Source organism: Paenibacillus paludis, from assembly GCF_042610515.1.
Classification (GTDB): Bacteria; Bacillota; Bacilli; order Paenibacillales; family Paenibacillaceae; genus Paenibacillus_AQ.
On the sequence record NZ_JBGJZP010000014.1, the window covers coordinates 164693 to 186608 of the forward strand.

The 21916-nt window shown below is 51.2% G+C and carries 20 protein-coding genes and 1 other annotated feature; all 20 genes read left to right on the top strand.

What is annotated here, in order from left to right; translation table 11 throughout:
• Positions 1-152 precede the first annotated feature (152 nt).
• The 20 genes from ACAN56_RS23990 (at position 153) to rplU (ending at position 21912) form a co-directional block, all read left to right on the top strand.
• Complete coding sequence (locus ACAN56_RS23990) at positions 153-2789, top strand: valine--tRNA ligase (protein WP_379146026.1); 2637 nt, start codon at positions 153-155, stop codon at positions 2787-2789.
• A gap of 5 nt (positions 2790-2794) precedes the next feature.
• Positions 2795-4171, top strand: coding sequence for a bifunctional folylpolyglutamate synthase/dihydrofolate synthase (locus ACAN56_RS23995; RefSeq protein ID WP_038595716.1), 1377 nt, complete (start codon positions 2795-2797; stop codon positions 4169-4171).
• A 7-nt stretch (positions 4172-4178) separates the two neighbouring features.
• Positions 4179-5558 carry a UDP-N-acetylmuramate--L-alanine ligase gene (murC, locus tag ACAN56_RS24000; RefSeq protein ID WP_038595713.1) on the top strand — a complete coding sequence of 460 codons (1380 nt, stop codon included), beginning with the start codon at positions 4179-4181 and terminating at the stop codon, positions 5556-5558.
• Between the two features lie 198 nt (positions 5559-5756).
• Positions 5757-6914, top strand: coding sequence for a GGDEF domain-containing protein (locus ACAN56_RS24005; RefSeq protein WP_379146015.1), 1158 nt, complete (start codon positions 5757-5759; stop codon positions 6912-6914).
• Between the two features lie 59 nt (positions 6915-6973).
• On the top strand, positions 6974-8170 hold the full coding sequence (locus ACAN56_RS24010) for a GGDEF domain-containing protein (protein ID WP_038595708.1): 1197 nt from the start codon (positions 6974-6976) through the stop codon (positions 8168-8170).
• Between the two features lie 168 nt (positions 8171-8338).
• Positions 8339-9520: a glycosyltransferase family 4 protein gene (locus tag ACAN56_RS24015; RefSeq protein ID WP_076114066.1), complete on the top strand. Its 1182-nt coding sequence runs from the start codon at positions 8339-8341 to the stop codon at positions 9518-9520.
• A gap of 174 nt (positions 9521-9694) precedes the next feature.
• Positions 9695-10876, top strand: coding sequence for a glycosyltransferase (locus ACAN56_RS24020; RefSeq protein WP_379146016.1), 1182 nt, complete (start codon positions 9695-9697; stop codon positions 10874-10876).
• 79 nt (positions 10877-10955) lie between these two features.
• Entirely contained in the window at positions 10956-12227 is a 1272-nt protein-coding gene (locus ACAN56_RS24025) for an SPOR domain-containing protein (protein WP_379146017.1), read from the top strand.
• A gap of 237 nt (positions 12228-12464) precedes the next feature.
• Positions 12465-12710, top strand: a complete 246-nt coding sequence (locus tag ACAN56_RS24030; RefSeq protein WP_038595700.1) for a DUF4321 domain-containing protein — start codon at positions 12465-12467, stop codon at positions 12708-12710.
• 33 nt (positions 12711-12743) lie between these two features.
• The gene (locus ACAN56_RS24035) at positions 12744-13352 is read left to right on the top strand and encodes a Maf family protein (protein ID WP_038595697.1); all 609 of its coding nucleotides are present in this window, start codon (positions 12744-12746) and stop codon (positions 13350-13352) included.
• Between the two features lie 20 nt (positions 13353-13372).
• Positions 13373-14062 carry a RadC family protein gene (gene radC / locus ACAN56_RS24040; RefSeq protein WP_379146018.1) on the top strand — a complete coding sequence of 230 codons (690 nt, stop codon included), beginning with the start codon at positions 13373-13375 and terminating at the stop codon, positions 14060-14062.
• 40 nt (positions 14063-14102) lie between these two features.
• Positions 14103-15137, top strand: coding sequence for a rod shape-determining protein (locus tag ACAN56_RS24045; RefSeq protein ID WP_038595693.1), 1035 nt, complete (start codon positions 14103-14105; stop codon positions 15135-15137).
• A 60-nt stretch (positions 15138-15197) separates the two neighbouring features.
• Positions 15198-16076, top strand: a complete 879-nt coding sequence (gene mreC / locus ACAN56_RS24050; RefSeq protein WP_379146019.1) for a rod shape-determining protein MreC — start codon at positions 15198-15200, stop codon at positions 16074-16076.
• Positions 16076-16606: a rod shape-determining protein MreD gene (mreD, locus tag ACAN56_RS24055; RefSeq protein WP_076114063.1), complete on the top strand. Its 531-nt coding sequence runs from the start codon at positions 16076-16078 to the stop codon at positions 16604-16606. The genes mreC and mreD overlap by 1 nt, the downstream gene beginning before the upstream one ends.
• A gap of 79 nt (positions 16607-16685) precedes the next feature.
• Positions 16686-17345, top strand: a complete 660-nt coding sequence (minC, locus tag ACAN56_RS24060) for a septum site-determining protein MinC (protein WP_038595686.1) — start codon at positions 16686-16688, stop codon at positions 17343-17345.
• 5 nt (positions 17346-17350) lie between these two features.
• Positions 17351-18145: a septum site-determining protein MinD gene (gene minD, locus ACAN56_RS24065; protein ID WP_038595685.1), complete on the top strand. Its 795-nt coding sequence runs from the start codon at positions 17351-17353 to the stop codon at positions 18143-18145.
• A gap of 249 nt (positions 18146-18394) precedes the next feature.
• The gene (locus tag ACAN56_RS24070; RefSeq protein WP_038595682.1) at positions 18395-19252 is read left to right on the top strand and encodes a M23 family metallopeptidase; all 858 of its coding nucleotides are present in this window, start codon (positions 18395-18397) and stop codon (positions 19250-19252) included.
• Complete coding sequence (locus tag ACAN56_RS24075) at positions 19245-20087, top strand: M50 family metallopeptidase (RefSeq protein WP_038595680.1); 843 nt, start codon at positions 19245-19247, stop codon at positions 20085-20087. The genes ACAN56_RS24070 and ACAN56_RS24075 overlap by 8 nt, the downstream gene beginning before the upstream one ends.
• A 60-nt stretch (positions 20088-20147) precedes the next feature.
• Positions 20148-21389 carry an Rne/Rng family ribonuclease gene (locus tag ACAN56_RS24080; RefSeq protein WP_076114058.1) on the top strand — a complete coding sequence of 414 codons (1242 nt, stop codon included), beginning with the start codon at positions 20148-20150 and terminating at the stop codon, positions 21387-21389.
• A 110-nt stretch (positions 21390-21499) separates the two neighbouring features.
• Positions 21500-21586: a sequence feature (ribosomal protein L21 leader region), on the top strand.
• A gap of 14 nt (positions 21587-21600) precedes the next feature.
• Positions 21601-21912: a 50S ribosomal protein L21 gene (gene rplU, locus ACAN56_RS24085; protein ID WP_036698983.1), complete on the top strand. Its 312-nt coding sequence runs from the start codon at positions 21601-21603 to the stop codon at positions 21910-21912.
• The last annotated feature ends 4 nt before the right edge of the window (positions 21913-21916 follow it).

Here is a 21916-nt window from a genome sequence, read left to right on the forward strand (position 1 = left end):
TTTTTTCAGAGGTCCAGCTTCAGAGATACATCTACCAATGCTACTTAAATGGAGGGTTTAGAATGGCTGATCACAACAAAGCGGCGGCAGAGCTGCTGAAGCCGCAAGATCCGGCACAGGATGCTGCTGCCGACAATAGCGCAAAGAGCGATATGCCGACTACATATGATCCGAAGGCGGCTGAACAGAAATGGTATGCCTACTGGATGGAGAAGGAGTTCTTCAAGGCTGGAATGCGGCCTGAAGCAGAGCCTTACAGCATTGTAATTCCACCGCCAAATGTAACCGGGATGCTGCACATCGGGCATGCGCTCGATTTCACGCTGCAGGATATCCTGATCCGTACCAAGCGGATGCAGGGCTTCGATACCCTTTGGCTCCCGGGAACGGACCATGCTGGTATTGCTACCCAGACCAAGGTGGAGCAGAAGCTGCGCCAGCAGGGCCTGTCCCGGCATGATCTGGGCCGCGAGAAATTCCTGGAGCAGGTATGGGAGTGGAAGGACCAGTATGCCAACACCATTCATGAGCAGTGGGCCAAGATGGGCCTGTCCCTCGACTATTCGCGCGAGCGGTTCACTCTGGATAAAGGGATGTCCAGCGGTGTACGCCAGGTATTTGTGGAGTTATACCGTAAAGGACTGATCTATCGCGGCAAGCGCATTATCAACTGGGATCCGGCAGCCCGTACCGCTTTATCCGATATTGAAGTTGAGTACAAAGAAGTTAACGGTCACCTGTACCACCTGCGCTACCCTCTTAAAGACGGCAGCGGATTCATCACCGTAGCAACGACACGTCCGGAGACGATGCTGGGCGATACGGCGGTAGCGGTGCATCCGAAGGATGAACGCTATCAGGATCTAATCGGCAAAACGTTGATCCTTCCGGTCATCGGCCGGGAAATTCCGATTATCGCCGATGATTACGTAGAGAAAGAATTCGGCAGCGGCGCGGTTAAGATCACTCCGGCCCATGATCCGAATGACTTTGAAGTTGGCCTACGCCATAACCTTCCGCAGATCAATGTGATGGACGAAGGCGGCATGATGAACGAGGAGGCAGGTCCTTATCAGGGACTGGACCGCAGCGAATGCCGCAAAGCGATTGTTGCTGATCTCAAAGAGCAGGGCGTTCTGATTTCGATTGAGGACCATCTGCATCAGGTAGGACACAGCGAGCGTTCCGGCGCAGTGGTTGAGCCTTATCTGTCCACCCAGTGGTTCGTGAAGATGCAGCCGCTGGCCGAAGCTGCCATCACTGCACAGAAGAACGGCGAAGGTGTTAATTTCGTACCGGACCGTTTTGAGAAAACATATTTGAACTGGATCGAAAATGTGCGTGACTGGTGTATTTCCCGCCAATTGTGGTGGGGCCACCGCATCCCGGCCTGGTACTCTGAATCTACAGGTGAAGTGTTTGTAGCATATACGGAAGAGGAAGCCCGCGAAATCAGCGGACTTGATGATCTGAAGCAGGATGAGGACGTTCTCGATACGTGGTTCAGCTCCAATCTGTGGCCGTTCGCTACACTGGGCTGGCCGGATGAAAGCAGCAGCGAATATCAGCGGTTTTATCCGAACAATGTCCTGGTTACCGGCTATGACATCATTTACTTCTGGGTAGCGCGCATGATCTTCTCCGCGCTGGAGTTCACCGGTAAGAAGCCGTTCTCCGATGTATTCATGCACGGCTTGGTGCGCGATGCCGAAGGACGTAAGATGTCCAAGTCGCTCGGCAACGGGATCGATCCGCTGGATGTTATCGAGCAATATGGTGCAGATGCTATGCGTTATATGATTTCGACAAGCAGCACAGCCGGACAGGATCTGCGTTTCCGCATGGAGAGGGTAGAGCAGGCGCGTAATTTTGCCAATAAGATCTGGAATGCCTCGCGCTTTGCACTGATGAATCTGGAAGGCGTGAATTTTGCAGATATTGACATTACAGGTGAGCTTAGTACGGCGGACCGCTGGATTCTGCATCGCTTGAACGAAACTTCTCGTGATATTACGCGTCTAATTGACTCGTACGAGTACGGCGAGACCGGCCGCCTCTTGTATAACTTCATTTGGGATGATCTGTGTGACTGGTACATCGAGTTCGCGAAGCTGTCGCTTTATGGGGCTGACGCTGCTGCCAAAGCGAAGACGCAATCGGTGCTGGCCTATGTGCTGGACCGTACGCTGCGCCTGATTCACCCGTTCATGCCGTTCATTACCGAAGAAATTTGGCAGCATCTGCCGCATGAAGGCGAAACGATCACCCTGGCGGAATGGCCTAAATATGATGCAGCGCTTGAGAATCCGCAGGCAGTGGCAGAAATGACCCTGCTGATGGACATCATTCGTGCGGTTCGTAATATCCGCGCCGAGGTGAATGTGCCGATGAGCAAGAAGGTTGAGCTGATCATCAAAGCCGGAAATGAAGACACCTTGAGCATCATTACCCGCAACGACAATTACATCGGACGCTTCTGCAACACATCTTCGTTCGAAGCAAGCCTTGATCCGCAGACACCGGATAAAGTCATGTCCGCAGTAGTTACGGGCGCAGAGCTTCTTCTGCCGCTGTCGGGGCTGATCGATATTGAGCAGGAAATTATCCGTCTGGAAAAAGAAGTTCAGAGTCTGAACAGCGAAGTAGAGCGCGTGGAGAAGAAGCTCGGCAATCAGGGCTTCGTGGCCAAGGCGCCGGCAAAAGTCATCGAAGAGGAACGTGCAAAGCAGGCGGACTATTCCGCAAAACGCGAGAAAGTGCTCGCCCGCATCGCAGAGCTGAGAGGATAAGGGATATGGAAGAGATCATCGGGGGCGGCGGTACCGCTCCCTTAAGTTCCTATACAGAAGCGGTAGAGTGGATCAACAGTCTAATTCCTTTCGGCATTCGTCCGGGTCTGGAGCGGATTGAGCTGCTGATGGAGAAGCTGGACCATCCGCATCGCAAGCTGAAATTCATTCACGTGGCGGGGACGAACGGAAAGGGCTCGACCTGCGCTTTTTTGACCAGTGTGCTGATCCAGAGCGGTTACAGCGTAGGGACCTTTACTTCGCCCTATATCACCAAGTTCACTAACCGTTTCCAGTACAATGGGACGGATATTCCCGAAGATACTTTGCTGGAGCTGTCGAATAAGCTTCGTCCGCTGGTACAGGAAATTGCAGACAGCGAGCTTGGTTCACCGACGATGTTCGAGGTGGCCACAGCGCTGGCGATTCTCTACTTCGGGGAGGTCTGTTATCCGGATGTAGTCGTATGGGAGACGGGGCTTGGGGGAAGGCTGGATGTAACAAACATCGTGACACCTATTGTGTCCGTGATTACGAATGTCGGACATGATCATACCGATGTGCTGGGAGATACGCTGGAGGAAATTGCCGGTGAGAAGGCCGGAATTATCAAACCGGGTGTTCCTGCAGTCAGCTGTGTGAGCCAGCCGGAAGCGATAGCGGTGCTTAAGGCCAAAGCGGCAGACAGCCGCTCTACCCTCTATCTGGCCGGAGAAGATTTCAGCTATGAGCTAGCCGGAATCAAAGACGGCGTGCAGAGCTTTAACTTTAAGGGTCCCTTCCGCTCCCTTGAGATCGGCATTGCCATGAAAGGCGAGCATCAGCTCAGCAATGCGGCCGGGGCCATGATGGCGCTGGAGGTTCTGCGGCAATATATGGCCTTTATGCTGGAGGATGAGGATGTGCTGGAGGGTTTCCGAAGCACATTCTGGGCTGGAAGGCTGGAAGAGGTAAGTGCTTCTCCGCGCATTGTACTGGATGGGGCGCACAACCCCGAAGGTGCGGAGAGCCTGGCCAAGAGCCTTCCGCAGTTTTATAAATACGGTAAATTAAATTTGCTCATGGGGATGCTGGCAAATAAGCATCATGAGTCATACTTCAAGCATATACTGCCTATAGTGGATACGCTCATCCTGACCGAACCGGATTTCCGGAAGAAAATGGACGCGGAAGATCTGCAGGCCATCGCAGAACGTCTGCGTGAGAAATATGCTAAAGAAAACTTAAAAATCATAGTAGAACGTAATTGGGGTAAGGCGCTGCAACTGCTGCAATCGATCACAGCGGAAGACGACCTTGCTGTCGTGTCCGGAACGCTGTATTTGATTTCTGATGTACGAAGTACGCTTTTGCAGCAACCCGATTCTGAAAAAGGCTGGTGACGAACTGTTGGATACTACTGAACGTGTGCATTTTATAGGGATCGGCGGCTACGGAATGAGCGCGATTGCCCGGGTGATGCTGGAAATGGGATATACGGTTACGGGCTCCGATGTGGCAGCTCAGGAATTAACCGAGAAATTGATTGCCAAAGGTGCCAAAGTCTATATTGGACATACTGCGGAACAGGTTAAGGGTGCAGATCTGGTTGTTTATTCTACGGCACTCGCAAGTGATAATGTGGAATGGGTAGAGGCGGAACGTCTCAAAATCCCGGTTCTGCACCGCTCGCAGATGCTGGCCCGGCTGCTGAATGAACGCAAAGGGGTAGCTGTCGCCGGCGCGCACGGCAAAACTACCACCTCTTCGATGATCGCGCTGATCATGGAAGATTGCGGAGTGGACCCGACCTATATTATCGGCGGAGAGATTATGAATGTCGGTACGAATGCGAAGGCAGGACAAGGGGAGTTTGTTGTGGCCGAAGCGGATGAAAGCGACGGCTCGTTCCTGCAGTATCATCCTTGGCTGGGGATCGTAACGAATATTGAAGCGGACCATCTGGAGAATTACGGTGGGGACTTCGGCCGCCTGAAGGCCGCTTACGTGCAGTTTATGAACCAGCTGCGCGAAGACGGCACCGCGATTGTGTGTGCGGATGATGAGAATGTCAGCGCCCTTTTACCTGAAGTTAAGGGCTCGGTGATTACCTACGGTATTCATCAGAACGCTGATTATATAGCCACTGACATCGTGCTCGGCGACCGGCAGGTGGCGTATACAATGAACAGCGGCGGTCAAGTGCTGGGGCGCATTGAGCTCTCCATTCCCGGACAGTACAATCTGTACAATTCAATGGCTGCGGTCATTGCTTGTCTGAAGTCAGGGATTGCATTTGAAGAAATCGCTGCAGCTATCGTGAAATTCCATGGAGCGAAGCGCCGGTTTCAGGTGCTTGGCGAAATCAATGATATTCTTGTAATAGACGATTACGCCCATCATCCAACGGAGATCCAGGCAACGATCAGCGCAGCTAAAGCAACCGGCAAACGGATTATTGCCGTGTTCCAGCCGCAGCGCTACACCCGTACCTTCTTTCTGCTGGATGCGTTCAGCCGTGCCTTCAGCGAAGCTGATGAAGTGATCATTACGGATATCTATTCGCCGGCCGGAGAGAAGCAGATTGAAGGTGTCACTTCCGCAAAGCTGGTGGAGCTGATTATACAGAACAGCAACGCCGGTGCAAGGCATCTGCCTACCAAAGAAGCCGTGCTGGCTGACCTGCGGGGCCGTATCGCTCCCGGTGATCTGGTGATCACGATGGGCGCAGGAGATATCTGGAAGGTTGGGTATGCACTGGCTGATGACTTGCGGGAACTTGAAAAATAAGAATAGAATGACTTCTGTGAGCCGTTAATGCAGAACTGATTCTCATGAAGCCAAAGCGTATTTTGTCCGTTATGCCGGATAAAATACGCTTTTTGCTATAGAGACCTAAACCTGCAAATGATGTTGCGGGCAGAGTCTTGGAATGCTATAGTTTTGTGACAACAGAGTACTGATTTCCGTGTATATGGTGGTGTATTCATGAACTTCCAGCTTGATATTACAACGCTGTTATACTTGTTTATCTTTGGGAATTTATTTATTGCCTTGCTCGTCACCTTTTACCGCTTCTACTTCCCGAAGGACATTGCTTCATGCGTATTTATTGCTGCGAAGTGGGTGCAGGTCCTGTATTGGAGTTCCATCCTGCTGTGGGATGCTATCCCGCGCTTTATTGGAATTCCACTGAGCAATGGGCTCATTCTTGCCGGAGGCTTCATGGAGATTGCAGCGCTGCTGATGATGATGGGCATGTTCGGGCGGAGGGTGAAGCTGTACTATTTAGTGCTGATCGTGGGCAGTATAATCAGCTTTTGCATGATCGCGCTGTTTTTTAACCATCCGAATTTGCGGGTCGCGTCTACATCGCTGTGGTCGATGTTTTTTGTGATTTTGCCGGCGTATCTTCTGACCTCTAACAAGGAGAGAACACCGCTTCAGAGTATGCTGGGATTCGTATTTTATGCGTTTGGCCTGTCAATGCTGGGTCGGGCGTTCGCGGCCCTGTTTCTGGAACCCGGCATGGGCGCTTTGTCCGCGAATACCGCGCAATATCTATATTATCTGGGAATGTTCTTTTTGCTGATTGTAGGTACCGCAGCCTTTATTCTCCTCTCCAATGAGCATTCTTATAAAAAGCTGAAGAAAATGGCCACCTACGACACGTTGACAGGGATTTTGAGCCGCCGGGCTTTTCTTCTGGAGGCGGAAGTGAAGCTGACTCTTGCGGTCAGAAAACAGGAGTATTACTCCCTTCTGCTGCTGGATCTGGATCACTTCAAGGAAGTCAATGACACCTATGGTCATGATAAAGGGGATAAGGTCTTGCAGGCTTTTGCATTTACGATTGAGAGCAGCCTTGGAAACGACGATCTGTTCGGCAGAGTGGGCGGGGAAGAGTTTGCCGTTCTGCTCTATGGGCTGAACGAAGAGGACAGCGGCCGCAAAGCGGAACAGCTGCGTACGGCTGTGATGGATGCCCCGAAGTTAAATCTGCCTTGCGGGTATACAGTCAGCATCGGTGTGATTACCGTTCTGCCCACTCCCCGGACATTCTTTAATATGCTGTATAAGCTCTCGGACCGGGCATTATACCAGGCGAAGCAGCAAGGCCGAAATTGTGTAGTGATCTCCCGGTAAGCGCAGATGCTAAGGTAGGATTGGAGAATACATATGCCTATGGTTATAGATGCAGGAAGGTGAAATTTATAGCTGTCCATTTTGATCTTAAGACCTTGCTCGTTTGCCTTTTTTTCGCCAATCTTTTTACGGTGCTGCTGGTATTGGCCTACCATTCCCGTTACCCGAGGGATGGAACCTCCAGATTATTTATAGTTGCAAAGCTGCTTCAGCTGGTGATCCTGATTTTGCTGCTGGTGGAGGGTTCTACTCCCTTTAAGTTTCTTCGGCTGATCCTTGCGCTGGGCTGCCTGGCGGGAGCAACCGCAGAGATGTTAGCCCTGCTGAAGCTGCTCGGAGCAAGCACAGACCGGGTAAAGAGAAGTTACTATACGCTTGCAGGCTGCTCCGGGGCTGGACTGCTGGTGATAGAAATGCTGTTTCCCTTAAGGGTTCAGCCTATCGTCATCGTCTGGACATCCCTGTCCGTTGCGGGTCTTATGGCTTATCCGGTGTATATCCTCTGCGTGAAGCTGAAAGAGACTCCGCTGCAAAAAATTATGGGCCTGCTCTACAGCTTCGTGATGTTGTCGCTGCTGGGACGGGCGGTTGAGCCGTTCTTGGGAACCGGGGCAACAGACACTGCAGCTTCGGGGTTGTTGCAAGCGTTTTTTTATATTGCCGTCTATCTGTTGATGTTCCTGTGGACAGCAGGTTTTATGCTGCTTTCCCGGGAGCGGATCTATGCAGAGCTGGAGCGGGTATCAACATATGACGAACTGACCGGCATTCTTAACCGCAGAGCGTTTGTGCAACGTGCCGGCCCCCTGCTTGACACCGCTGCCAAGGAAGCTACCCCTTTCTCGTTCCTGCTGCTGGACGTGGATCATTTCAAGAGTATAAATGATACCTATGGCCATGATACCGGGGACAAGGTGCTGCGGGATTTTGCAAGTAAAATTGAAGGGCAGCTCGCTAACGGTGATCTGTTCGGCAGGTTCGGGGGCGAGGAATTCGCCGTATTTCTGCACCGTGCGGACGAGGCGGCAAGTGATGAAATCGCCGAACGGCTGCGCCTTTCCGTACTTGATACGGTTGTCGAAGGGCTGCCGATGCCCTATACCATAAGCATCGGGGTAATTACTGTCACCTCGGCAGAAATGGTTCCGCTGAATACACTGTATAAGCTGAGTGATAACGCCTTGTACGAAGCGAAGCAGCAGGGCCGGAATTGTGTCTCCAGAAGCCGGCTAACGAGAACCTTGCCTCTGCCCTGACGGGAGGGGCGGGGTTCTTGTCATTCCAGAAATCCGGGCTTTTTTGAAATTTTTTTCTCAAAAATCCATAAAACGACAAAAAGAAGATACACTTTGGGGTAATATATGCTAGACACATAACATCGCAATAGAACATACAGAAAAAAATGGAGATTAGGAGACAAAGACATGAGGGAGAAATTACTGTTCATATCCGCAGAGAATCCGTTTCCGCAAGATAGTGGAGGCAAACTCAGAACCGGAAATATTCTAAATATTCTGCTAACCAAATATGATGTAGATCTCCTGACCTTCAGGAATCAGAGGCAGGTTGATAAAGAAGAGGCCCTACCCGCACTTACTGTGCATGAAGTGGAACGAACCATGAATTACCGCAAGGCGATGCTGCGTTCACTTTATACATGGCGCAACTGTTCTTATATGAGCCATGTCGATGTGGACATGAAGGATGCAATTAAGAGACTGTGTAATCAGAACCGCTACAGCCATGTGTTTATTTCACACAGCTTGCTTGGCTGCTGTATTGATATTGTACGGGGCGAATTGCCGGACGCTGTCATTGTCACCGATGCCCATAATTTCGAGAGCAACCTGTCAGCCCAGCTGGCGCAAAAGAAAAGCGGATTCGCTAAGCTTTTCTATTCACTGAATGCGCATTGGACGAAACGGGATGAGCTGAAGCTGATGGACAAAACCAACCTGCTGCTGACTACTTCGGAACAGGATGGTCTAGCGTTCAAGTCGATCTCTGTCAAGAATGCAAATAAAGTGCATGTTATCCCTAATTTCATCCGTATCAGCGATTACCGCACAACTGTTAATACCCCTAAGGAAAAATGGATTATTCTTCCGGGTAATATGAACTATTTCCCAAATGTGAATGCAGCGACCTACTTTTTCCGTGATATTTATCCGCTTGTGAAAGCCCGGGTACCCGAAATCAAATGGTATATCGTAGGACGGGATGTACATCCTGATGTGGCTGCTTTGGGTGAAAAAGATCCTTCCATTGTGATTACCGGCTATGTGGACAGCGTGGCGGATTATGTCCGGAAGGCCCAGGTAGTCATCGCCCCCTTGCAGGAAGGCAGCGGAACACGCCTGAAGATCCTTGAGGCATGGGCGCTGAAGACACCTGTTGTGTCTAGCACAAAGGGAGCTGAAGGTCTGTTGTACGAGCATTCCCGGAATATTTTGATTGCTGATGATCCCGTAACTTTTGCAGACAGTGTGGTGAAACTTCTTCTGGATCATGAACAGGGCCTGGTACTCGCAGACCGGGCGCATGAGACACTGATGGCAAATTATGAGGCTGAAAGTGTCAGGGAAAAGCTGCTCAGTTTGGTCTAGATTAAATAAAAAATCTTTTCTCCCATAAATCGACAATCTTTTGAATGAAAATGCGGTACTATTGATCTACAACTAAAGTTTCATAAAAAGTGGCAGGACGGTTACCTCTGCTGCTTTTTTTTCTGAATCTTATTAGAAGAACAATCATTTTCATAGAACCAAGGAGCTATAGTCATGAGAGAGAGAATGCTGTTCCTATCCGCACATCATCATTATCCGGAAGATTTTGAGAGAGAAATAAGAACGGAGAATTATCTAGGCATATTGCTGGAGAGATTCGATATTGATCTGTTGGAGTATTGTCACTGCGACCGGGAGACCCCCTATACGGCTGGACCGGCGCTTAAAGTCCACAGGGTAACACGGGTGCCCGGGCAACGAAGCTCATTGCTCGGTTCCTTGAACAAGCTGCGCAGCAGCACTATTTTGGCCGATGCCAACAAAGACTTGCGTGCGGAGATCACTGCGCTCAGCCGTTTGCATACATACAGCCATGTATTTATAACGCATCCCTTGCTTGGAAACTGCATTGATATGATCTCTTCACTGTTACCCGACGCAATGATTATTACGGATGCCCATCGTTTGGAGAGCAGACACTCGGAAGGAAAAGCTGCCGGCAAAAGGGGCTTAAGCAGACGTTACCATCAATTGAATGCAGCATTGTACCGCCGGGAAGAACGCAAATTAATGAATAAAACCGCTCTGCTGCTGACAGCCTCCGAGTGGGATGCCCTGTCCTTTAAGGCTTTATCCTTTGCAGATGCCGGCAAGGTACATGTAGTTCCTCCATTTATCGATTTGAACGACTATTGTGATGCTGAACCGCCCGTTAAAGACAACTCCATTGTCCTTCACTGGAATATGCATACGAACCAGGGCAGAAATGCTGCATTGGTATTCTATCGCAAGGTTTACCCTTTCATTAAGGCGAAAGTACCGGACTGCAGATGTTATATTTTCAGTGGTCAGACACATCCCGAAATCCTGGCTTTGGCCAAAAGTGATCCCTCTGTTGTGATTGTTGAAGAGCCCGAGCAGGAGGGGGAATACATACGCCGGGCGAGGGCCGTTATTGCAACACTGCGTGAAGGCTGCGGCGGGCATTCGAAGATTCTGGAGGCATGGGCGCTCAAAACTCCGGTAGTTACTAGCCTGAAGGGCTCGGAAGAATTGATCTGTGAGCCGGGGCGGAATATTTTGCTGGCGGGCACAACCGGCGGGATAGCCGACCATGTGGTGAAGCTGCTCCAGACACCGGAGCTGGGTGCAATTATTGCGGACCATGCCTACCGGACGCTGCAGAAACATTACGAAGCGGACAATGTTAGGGCTAAAGTGCTCAGCTTGGTCTAATCATATCAAAATAGCATAATCCTCTCTTCTCTATCATATATTCTCATATAGATTAGACGATAGCGAGGTGTGACGCTTGATGAACGGAAGAATGACTTTCCGGTTTGATATCGATCAGGACAAGGGCAAGCTTGAACCGGTGGAACGGCGTTCCAGTGCGGGACTGGGGACGGCAAGAGACTATGAGAACAAGGAGCTTCACCGCACTCCGGTTCCCCTGCATCATACAGAGCCCTACGATACCGGCTTTACTGTTGGCGGGGAAGAACCGCCGGATGATATCGGGAATGACGATCTGGAACCTTACAATTCTCACGGTCAGGAGTGGGAGGGAGCCAGATGGGAAGCTGAGCCGTCCAAGCAACCGTTGTTATCCCCGTATCCTGACCCCGATGTGTGGGAGAGAGCTCCGCAATATCCTGTTGAGGAGTGGAATGATAGTGCTGAGCGGTTCGGTGACATTTCATTGTCAAGTGCCGGATATGGCGGCTCTTATCATACCCGCCGTCCCTCCTACTGGTGGAAGTTTGCACTTTCCATAGCTGGAGCCGTTGGTACGGGACTGCTGCTCGGATACGCTGCATTGTCTTTCATCAGCGGAGGGAATCCGCAGGTTGGAGAGAACGCCAAGCCAGGCGCTGCAGTCATGCAAAATCAGAACGCCGGGACAGCTAACCAGCCGGTAGCCGGAGACACCGGCTTGCCGAATGCTGGTCCAGCGGGCGGCGAAATAGGCCGCATTCAGGTGGCGGTAGCGGCGCAAAGCTATTATCTGCTGCAATATGGCGTGTTCAGCACACCTGATGGAGCTGCGCAGGCTCAGCAGGAACTGCTTACCGCCGGACTTGCCGCAGGGCTGGATCCTTCAGACGGCAACCGGGTGTACGCCGGGATATCGCCTGACCGCGAACAGGCCAAGCTGCTGAGCAGCGGCCTGAAGAATCAGGGGATTGAGCTTTATGTAAGAGGAGTGGAGCTGCCGGCTGCAGAGCAGGTTGCTTATGCCGGAATGCCGCAAGCTGTGGAGGGTTATTTCGCGGCCAGCGGACAACTGCTCAATGAGCTGAGCAGCCTGTCCGCATCCTTGTTAAGCGGGGAAGTCCAGACGTTGGACAAATCGGCAGTCAGCAATTTTCATATGGAGTGGACCGAGGCGCTCAAAGCGCTGAAGCCGGGTCTGACCCCTGAGGGGCAGAGCATATGCGCCGGGCTTGAGAAAGCAATGAGCCGGGGAATGGCTGCCCTGAATGAATACGAGAAGAACAAAGCACCGGGTCTGCTTTGGGAAGTGCAGGAATCCATGTTGAGCTTCCTGACCAGTCAGAAGGGCCTGATGTCAACTTTGGTGTAAGCGTAAATACAAAATCCCCCATCCGGCTGCGTCTGCTGAATGGGGGATTTTATGTGTTGCTTGCAGGGTTATACTCAGGTAAGGTTAAATAAGCCGCAACCCCAGTTAGCTCCACTACACAGTTGCCTCGTGACTGCGTGTATGGTAATCATTTCCGCACCTGATTTTGCGTTTGTATTGAACTCAGTTTCACCGTATAATAATTAAGGTGTCAAAAAATGGCGAGGGAAGACTTAGATGAAGAAGAAAAATGTAGGAACACTGCTGTTATTTCTCATTCTGGGCTGGCTGGCCGGAGCGTGGATCGCGAAGCTGCTGGAGCCTGTAAAAACTTTGTCTTTTCTTACAACCTCGACGGTACTCAAGTGGTCCCCGCAAGCCGATTTGGACATCATAACCTATGACATCACTATTCATTTGAAATTGTGCTTACTCAGTCTTGCCGGAATGATTACTGCCGTATGGCTGTACCGGAGGCTGTAATGGTCACTGCTGACTGGGAAGGGGCGTTTATACGTGGAATCTGACAATTCACGCCTCATTATTCTTGCTTCGGGTTCGCCGCGCCGCCGGGAATTGTTGTCTTTGCTGGGTTTGCCTTTCGAGGTGATTTCCAGTGATACGGACGAGAGTACACCGCCGGAATTCACACCGGAGATGATTGTGCGCAGTCTGGCTTTACGTAAAGCGGAGGCTGTGGTCCCTGCTGCCGGCAAGCGTAATGCCGTTATCGTCGGCAGCGACACGATTGTTGTGCTGGATGATAAGGTGCTTGGTAAACCTGTGGACGAGCAGGACAGCAGGGTTATGCTGGGACTGCTTCAAGGCAAGACCCACCAGGTATACACCGGAGTGGCCTGCATCGGGCTGCCAGAGGGCAAGATTCTGGTAGAGCACCGGGTAACCTCAGTAACTATGAGAGCATTAAGCGAAGAGGAAATCTCCGCCTACATAGCGACTGGAGAACCTGCCGACAAGGCCGGTTCCTATGCGATACAAGGACTTGGTGCCACCCTGGTGGAGAAGATTGAAGGCTGTTACTTTAATGTGGTTGGACTGCCGTTGTCGCTGCTTGAGCGTATGCTGTCCCGGGTTGGCATTTCGGTGCTGGGCCGGCAAGGATAGCGGAGGAAAGAGGGATCGGGATGGAGTCGCAAACATTTATGCTGCGGGACCTCCCCCATGAAGAACGACCACGAGAGCGCATGATGCATTATGGGGCGGAATCATTAAGTCAAGCGGAGCTTCTGGCTATACTGCTGCGTACAGGCACACGCCGGGAATCAGCTATTCATATTGCCCAGCAATTGCTGGGATGGGCTGGTGGTCTCCGCGGACTGGCGGACCTGAGCATTGACGAACTGACGAATATTAAAGGCATCGGCCCTGCCAAGGCCGTGCAACTGAAAGCTGGCATAGAGCTGGGAAGACGGATGGCAAACTCCAGGCTTACCGAGCCGGTTACCATCCGCAGTCCGCAGGACGCGGCGGAGATTCTGACCGAGCAGCTGCGTTATTTGCAGAAGGAGCATTTTGTCTGTCTCTTTTTGAATACGAAGAATCACGTTATAGCGCAGGAGACATTGTCCATGGGCAGTCTCAACGCCTCTATTGTGCATCCCCGTGAGGTGTTTCGGGCAGCCATGAAATGCAGCAGCGCAGCCATTATATGCGCACATAATCATCCGAGCGGCGATCCTACGCCAAGTCCGGAGGATATCTCCCTGACATCCAGACTTCTTCAGGCAGGCGAGATTGTCGGAATTGACGTACTGGATCACCTGATTATCGGAGACAGCAGATTTGTAAGTTTGAAAGAAAAAGGGTACATGTAATATAATTGTCCAGATTCACTGGGAAAAGGAGAATACAAGCATGTTAGGTGGTTTTACGAAAGATTTAGGGATTGACCTGGGGACAGCAAATACGCTCGTCTACGTACGCGGCAAGGGGATTGTTGTAAGAGAACCTTCCGTGGTGGCCATTAATACCGATACCAAGACAATTGAAGCTGTAGGCGAATCCGCCAAAAAAATGATCGGCCGTACACCGGGCAATATTCGTGCCATTCGTCCGATGAAGGACGGAGTTATTGCTGATTTCGAAACGACGGCAACCATGATCAAATATTTTATCCGTCAGGCCCAGAAGCAGCGTTCGATGTTCCAGCGCCACCCGAATGTAATGGTCTGCGTTCCGTCCGGCATCACTGCAGTTGAGCAGCGTGCCGTTGAGGATGCTACCAAGCAGGCGGGAGCCCGCGAAGCTTATATTATCGAAGAGCCCTTTGCCGCTGCTATTGGTGCGGATCTTCCGGTATGGGAGCCGACAGGCAGTATGGTCGTTGATATCGGCGGCGGTACTACCGAAGTGGCTGTCATCTCTCTTGGCGGTATCGTGACCAGCCGTTCAGTTCGTGTAGCCGGTGATGAGGCCGATGAGTCAATCATCCAGTACATCAAACGCCAGTACAACCTGATGATCGGTGAGCGCACCTCGGAGCAGCTCAAGATGGACGTGGGTTCTGCCCTGCCGCTGGAGAAAGCCGAAACGATGGAAATCCGTGGCCGCGATCTGGTGACCGGACTGCCGAAGACCCTGACGATTACTTCCGATGAAATTTGCGAAGCTTTGTCGGATACGGTCAATGCCATTGTCGAAGCTGTTAAAGTGACCTTGGAGAAATGTCCGCCAGAGCTTGCTGCTGATATTATGGATCGCGGTATTGTTCTTACAGGCGGAGGTGCGCTGCTGCGCAATTTGGACAAGCTGCTGGCACGTGAGACCGGAATGCCGGTGATTGTCGCCGATAACCCGCTGGACTGCGTAGCTATCGGCACAGGCAAAGCGCTTGAGAATATCCATCTCTTCAAGAGCCGCAGCGGATCGAGCCTGCGCTCCAAGCGTTAGAATTTGCCTTGGTTTGTTGCATGTCAACCCCTGTTGTGGGAGAAATACGGTTGTTAGAGGGTGTTGAAAATGTTTAAGCTGTTTAACAATAAACGTCTATTCATATTGCTGATAACACTAGTCATGTTTATCGTGGTGATGGGGTTCAGCCTGGGGACAAGGAAATCCTTGTCCTGGCCTGAGAATTTCCTCCGTGATACGACCGGTTTCGTGCAGAATCTGTTCTACAAGCCCGCTGGATATGTAGCGGGCTTGTTCCAAGATATCGGGGATCTGCGTGATCTGGCCGAGGAAAATAAACGCCTGAAGATTCTAGCTGCCCAATATACGATAGATAAAGCGAATTACAATTTTGTTAAGGCGCGTAATGAGCAGTTGCAGAAGGACCTTGATTTCACTAAAGCGCAGAAGGAATTATATAAATATAACTATACTACTGCCCAGGTTCTCAGCCTGACCACGGAACCCAGCAACAGCACGCTTGTGATCGACCTTGGCTCCAGTGATGGCATGAAGCCGAATATGTCTGTAATTTCCGTAGATGGGCTCGTAGGTGTTATCAGTAAGGTGAGCAATTTCACTTCTACCGTGAAGCTGATGACTATGATGGATGTGAATGATCCGAATTCCCAGCCGCCTATAGCGGCCACAGCCATCGGTAAAGAGGGTAAGACCTTCGGCATGATTGAAAGCTATGATCAGGAAACCGGAATGCTCAAGATGAACAAGATTCCGCAGGGCGACCCTATCGCTGTGAAGGATACCATCGTTACCTCCGGCATCGGGAGATTATATCCACAAGGGTTGACGATAGGAACCGTAATGAGTGTTGAGGAAGGACAATTCGGATTAACTTCGACTGCAATCATCAAGCCCAGTGCCGAATTTCAGGACTGGAAACAGCTGATTGTTGTATCTCAGGAGGAGCGTGCCGAATAGTGAAGATGCGCAGGTCGGTTCTTATTCTGTTATTGTTTCTCCTGTTTATCCTGGAAGGCGCCATTCTGCCCTGGCTGCTTCCGGACGCCTGGCAGTTGCGGATTATTCCGAATCTTGTATTTATCGTGATCCTGTTCGTCACGGTATACCATCACCGTCATACTGCACTTATACTAGGATTATCTTTTGGCATGCTGCATGATGTCATTTATTACGGCAGAATTCTCGGTGCTCATTCCTTTGCCATGGGGTTGTCCGCCTATTTAATTGGTCTCATTTTTCAGATCCCGCGCGCACCGCTGCCGATGATGATGACTGTTGTCCTGCTTGGCAGTCTGCTTCAGGACAGCGTATTGTTCGCTATTTACAGCGTGTTTAATTTGAACCAGGAGCCTTATAATTGGGCGCTCCTGCATCATATGCTGCCTACCATGCTGTTTCATTTTGCTATGGCCCTGCTCCTCTACATTCCGCTGCGGCGTCAACTCGAGCTGCTGAAGAAGGAGACCCGTAAGGAGGAAACGGCGTGAAGCGGCCTGCATTTCTTTCGGCTGAAAGAAGGAATTTGCCCGACCCGGCACGAATGATTCAGGATAGGGGGACAGGCATATGACAGTAAAATCCAAGCATGTGAGGATTAAGGGCATCAAGGACGGCCTGGTATTCCTGCTAGACGACAAGTGTCCCTTTGAAGATCTCTTAAGCGAGCTTCGCTATAAGCTGGAGCACAGCCATCAAAATATTCTGACTGGACCGATTGTGCATGTAGATATTAAGCTGGGCAGCCGAATTGTGACGGAGGATGACAAGGCAGCTGTGCTGGAAATTCTCAAAAGTCAGGGCAATTTGCTGATTCGTTCCATTGAAGCGTTTGAAGCGCCGGGCATTGAGGATACAGACGCATTGTTTCTGATGAGCGGCATGGTTCGTTCCGGCCAGGTGCTGCATCATCAAGGTAATCTGCTGTTGTTGGGCGATGTAAACCCGGGAGGAACAATTACATGCTCGGGTGATATTTATATCCTCGGTGCGCTTAGAGGCATGGCTCATGCTGGAGTAGACGGCAATCAGGAAGCGATTATTGCTGCTTCTCTGCTGTCTCCGACACAGCTGAGGATCGCCGACGTTATCAGCCGGCCTCCGGATGAATGGGGGACCCGGGAGAGCACCATGGAATTTGCTTATTTATCAAGCGGAGCAATGCAAATCGACAAAATTCATAATATAGTCAGATTACGTCAGGGTTTAAATGTGTTTAAAGGGGTGTAGCCTCCATGGGAGAAGCGATTGTCGTAACCTCGGGCAAAGGCGGAGTTGGCAAAACGACCACAACAGCCAATATTGGAACCGCACTTGCATTGCAGGGCAAAAAAGTATGTCTGGTTGATACCGATATCGGGCTGCGCAATTTAGATGTAGTCATGGGGCTGGAGAACCGGATCATTTATGATCTGGTGGATGTGGCAGAAGGGCGCTGCCGGTTGAATCAGGCGCTGGTCAAGGATAAGCGTTTCGATGAGCTATACATGCTGCCTGCAGCCCAGACCAAAGACAAGACCTCCGTGACCCCGGAGCAGGTGAAGGATATTATTCTTGAACTCAAGAAGGAATATGAATATATTCTGATCGATTGTCCTGCCGGGATCGAGCATGGCTTCCGCAACGCCATCGCGGGTGCCGACAAGGCGATTGTTGTCACTACGCCGGAGCATGCGGCAGTGCGGGATGCAGACCGGATTATCGGTCTTCTGGAGCAGTCCCATGTGGAATCGCCAAAGCTTGTCGTTAACCGTATTCGGCCTGGCTTGGTGAAGTCGGGGGATATGCTGGACATTGAGGATATCCTTCAGGTACTGAACATCGATCTGATCGGAATTGTTCCGGATGATGAGCTGGTCATTAAAGCGGCGAACAGCGGGGAGCCAACGGTGATGAATCCCGACTCTTCTGCAGCGATAGCCTACCGTAATATTGCCCGGCGGATTCTGGGGGACGCAGTGCCTCTGATGCAGCTGGACCGCAAGCCGGGGGCTTTCAAGAAATTAAAGAAATTTTTCGGCATGGCTTGAACCTGCTGCAAGCAATGCTATAAAGTTATCCCTTAGATAAAAAATCCCGCCGGCAGAGAAATCTGCGGCGGGATTTTTTGTGATAAATAGGTTGCCGGAGGGTTATGGGCTGTAGCCGCAGATACCAATAAGTTTTGGCGCCAAAAGAAAGCTCGCCGCATTTCCATGTTCCGCTTGGTTAAGGCTTGTTCTAAAGCACCTTCCATACTTCATAAAATGGATATAAAACAAGCCCCCGGAGGGATCGAGATGGAACAGAAATCAGGCGTTAAAGGCCGCCGTAAAGAACGTATCCGCAACCTGCTCGAGGACAAGCAGGATACTGTGGCAGTGCCGCCGCTCTTTGCTTTGCCCGAGAAGACAGCAAGCTTTAAGGAATGGGGAGCGGGTCCTAAAAATGATCTGGCTCCATCAGCGGAGCCGGATCCCGAGGTCATGTGGAAGGAACGCCGCGGGGGCTGGGAGGATGAGGGAGGCGGCGGCAGATCACATTTTTCTGCCGGATTTATCCGGCGGACTGTCGCAAGCCTCCTTGTATTCGGAGCAGTATGGGGCATATTTTTTCTGCACCAGCCCTGGGCGCTAAAGGCGCAGGATTTTGTTTCGGATGCCCTTAACAAGGATATGGACTTCGCCGCGGCCCAGGTATGGTATGAGGAGCACTTTGACGGTGCGCCTTCGTTCATCCCGATCTTCGGGGACGAGGAACAGCCGGCTCAAAAAGTTACGGCTGCCCACGCCTTGAGCGCTCCACTCGAGGGTAGTATTGTCCGTCCATTTGCGGCTACGCTGAAAGGTGTGGAAATTATGCCTGCGGAGGATTCAAAGGGTAGTATCACGGTGAAAAGTGTAGACACGGGACGGGTGTTATCCGTGAACAATGAGGCACAGGGCGGCATTCGGGTTACCGTACGCCATACGGGCAGCGTAACGGCAGAATACGGTCATTTGAGCGGAACAAAGCTTGCGGTGGATGACTGGATACAGAGCGGTGACACCGTTGGCTGGATGCAGGAGACGAAGGACGCTGAAACAGGGCTGCTTTTTTTTGCAATTATGAAAGACAAGACTTATATTGATCCTGCCGAAGTGGTATCGTTTGATTAGGATATTTGGCATTGAACTGTCGCTGCATCCGCTCTTTGTGCTGATTCTGCTCTTTTCCGTGTTAACTGGACAGTTTCTGGAGCTGCTTACGCTCTTTACTATAGTGCTTATCCACGAATTGGGACATGTCTGCGCAGCTTTACTGGCCGGTGTTACGGTCAGATCCGTTCAGTTGCTCCCCTTCGGCGGAGTGGCCGTGATTGAGGATCACGGGCGGCTTACGGCGGGCCGGGAGATTGGTATCGCGCTGGCTGGACCGCTGCAGAACGGAATCATGATCCTGCTGGCTGTTATGCTCCAGCAGGCAGGTGCAGGCAGTACGGCTTTTCTTGCTTATTTTATTCAGGCGAATGCGATTATCGCTCTCTTCAATCTACTGCCGGTTCTTCCCCTGGACGGGGGCAAGGTTCTTCAAGCTGCGCTAAGTATGTTTCTGCCGTATTATTATACTTTGCTGTGGGGCGGCAGAATAAGCATCGGAGCTAGTGTGCTTGTCATTGGCTACGCGCTGCTGCCGCTTGGGACAGGCGGCGGCCTCCGGCTGAATCTGCTGATGATCGGGGCGTTTCTGCTCTATTCCAATAGGACGGATCATCGGAATCTGCCCTACCGCTTCATGGCATTTCTGATGAACAGAGAGGCAATGTACGCTCGCCATTTGCGTTCCAATAGCGAAGCACGACCGATTGTTGCGGATTCCGCGAAACCTTTAGATGATATATTGCGTCTATTTAAACGTAATCAATATCATTTTATTTATGTGATGAACGATGATAGAAATATAGTAGCGGTTGTTCCGGAGCAGCGCCTGATCTCTACTTATTTTGGAAAGTAGAACAGGGCTTCCGTGCGTCCGGTGGCGATGAATGATTGATTGAAACCCAGAGGTGAAGCCATGAAACAAATGATCGTTCACTGCACACAGCATGTTACCCGGATGGCTCTTCTGGAGAACGGGAGGCTGGTGGAATACGCGGCCGAACGCGACCAGCAGCAAGGTCTGGTCGGCAGTTATTACAAGGGCCGGGTTATGAATGTTTTGCCAGGCATGCAGGCTGCTTTTGTCGATATTGGACAGAAGAAGAATGCTTTTTTATATGTAGACGATGTGCTGCATCCCCATTTGGATAAGCAACCGGCGGTGAAGCCCTCCATTGAGACATTGCTGCAGCCCGGCCAGGAGCTTGTCGTTCAGGTCCGCAAAGAGCCGCGTGGCGGCAAAGGAGCACGTGTGACCACCCACTATACACTGCCGGGACGCTGGATGGTATACATGCCTTTTGCAGAATACGTAGGAGTTTCCAAAAAAATCAGCCGGGAATCGGAACGGAGCCGGCTTAAAGCGATCGGTGAGCGGCTGCGGCGCAGTGAAGAGGGGCTGATCATGCGGACAGTCTCCGAGGATGAGCCGGCGGATGCAGTCGAAGGCGACCTGTCCTTTCTGCGTGCGCAGTGGGAGATGATTGTCCGCCGCGCCGAGGAGGCCGTAGCTCCGGCCCTGCTGCACTGCGATCTGAGCATCGTTCAGCGATTTATCAGGGATGCCTTCAATCCGCAGCTTGATGAGCTGATGATTGATTCGGCTCATGCGGTGAGGGAAGCGGAGGCATTCCTGGATGATATGGCTCCCGAAGGGTACAAGCCTGTTGGATTGTACCGGGGACAAGAGTCCATCTTTACCGCATATGGTGTGCAGGAGCAGCTGCATAAAAGCTTCAACCGGAAGATTATTCTGGAGGGCGGGGCAACGCTAATTTGGGACGAGACAGAAGCGCTGACCGTCATTGATGTCAATACGGCACAATACACCGGGAGTACCACGCTTGAGGAGACCGTAACGCGAACAAATCTGCTGGCCGCAGAGGAAATTGGCAGGCTTATCCGTCTACGCGATACCGGAGGCATCATCATTGTTGATTTTATTGATATGGAGCGCGAGGAGCACCGCAGGCTAGTAACGGAACGGCTGGAGAGTGTGACGAGCCGGGACCGCACCAAGACGCATATTCTGGGCTGGACACATCTTGGTCTGCTGGAAATGACCCGTAAGAAGGCACGGCATGACTCGGCTAGCTTTGCCCCTGTGATCTGCCAATGCTGTGGAGGGACGGGGAAAGTTGGAGCATGGCTGGAATAAGAATAATCAGCAAATCCAAACAGCTGCATTTATCTGCTTCTCTATACCATTGACTATCTGGATTAAGTATGATAATATCTTCAAGTATGTGTTTGATTGTTCTAATCCTGCACATGCTGTAACCGCTCCGATCGGGTACATAAGCGCAGATTTCTACGGGGATTTGCCACCTAGACTAGGCGAGTCTGAGACATGAGGAGGTGCAAGTACAATGTATGCAATTATCGAAACTGGCGGTAAGCAGTACAAAGTCCAAGAGGGCGATGTATTGTTCATTGAGAAGCTGGAAGCTGAAGACGGCGCAAGCGTAACGTTTGACCGTGTATTGGCTGTTTCTAACGAAGGTGGTCTGACTGCAGGAACTCCGCTGGTAAGCGGCGCGTCTGTAACAGCTAAAGTCGAGAAACATGGTAAGGGTCATAAGGTTGTAGTTTACAAATACAAACCTAAGAAGAACTACCACAAGAAACAAGGCCATCGTCAACCGTACACTAAAGTAACTATCGAGAAGATTCAAGCGTAAGAAG

Coding starts and splice junctions, on each gene's coding strand:
- ACAN56_RS24030 (WP_038595700.1), top strand. CDS start 12,465: ATGAAGAAGAAAAATGTAGGAACACTGCTGTTATTTCTCATTCTGGGC.
- rplU (WP_036698983.1), top strand. CDS start 21,601: ATGTATGCAATTATCGAAACTGGCGGTAAGCAGTACAAAGTCCAAGAG.
- minC (WP_038595686.1), top strand. CDS start 16,686: ATGACAGTAAAATCCAAGCATGTGAGGATTAAGGGCATCAAGGACGGC.
- ACAN56_RS24005 (WP_379146015.1), top strand. CDS start 5,757: ATGAACTTCCAGCTTGATATTACAACGCTGTTATACTTGTTTATCTTT.
- ACAN56_RS24080 (WP_076114058.1), top strand. CDS start 20,148: ATGAAACAAATGATCGTTCACTGCACACAGCATGTTACCCGGATGGCT.
- ACAN56_RS23990 (WP_379146026.1), top strand. CDS start 153: ATGCCGACTACATATGATCCGAAGGCGGCTGAACAGAAATGGTATGCC.
- ACAN56_RS24020 (WP_379146016.1), top strand. CDS start 9,695: ATGAGAGAGAGAATGCTGTTCCTATCCGCACATCATCATTATCCGGAA.
- ACAN56_RS23995 (WP_038595716.1), top strand. CDS start 2,795: ATGGAAGAGATCATCGGGGGCGGCGGTACCGCTCCCTTAAGTTCCTAT.
- ACAN56_RS24015 (WP_076114066.1), top strand. CDS start 8,339: ATGAGGGAGAAATTACTGTTCATATCCGCAGAGAATCCGTTTCCGCAA.
- radC (WP_379146018.1), top strand. CDS start 13,373: ATGGAGTCGCAAACATTTATGCTGCGGGACCTCCCCCATGAAGAACGA.
- ACAN56_RS24070 (WP_038595682.1), top strand. CDS start 18,395: ATGGAACAGAAATCAGGCGTTAAAGGCCGCCGTAAAGAACGTATCCGC.
- ACAN56_RS24045 (WP_038595693.1), top strand. CDS start 14,103: ATGTTAGGTGGTTTTACGAAAGATTTAGGGATTGACCTGGGGACAGCA.
- minD (WP_038595685.1), top strand. CDS start 17,351: ATGGGAGAAGCGATTGTCGTAACCTCGGGCAAAGGCGGAGTTGGCAAA.
- ACAN56_RS24025 (WP_379146017.1), top strand. CDS start 10,956: ATGAACGGAAGAATGACTTTCCGGTTTGATATCGATCAGGACAAGGGC.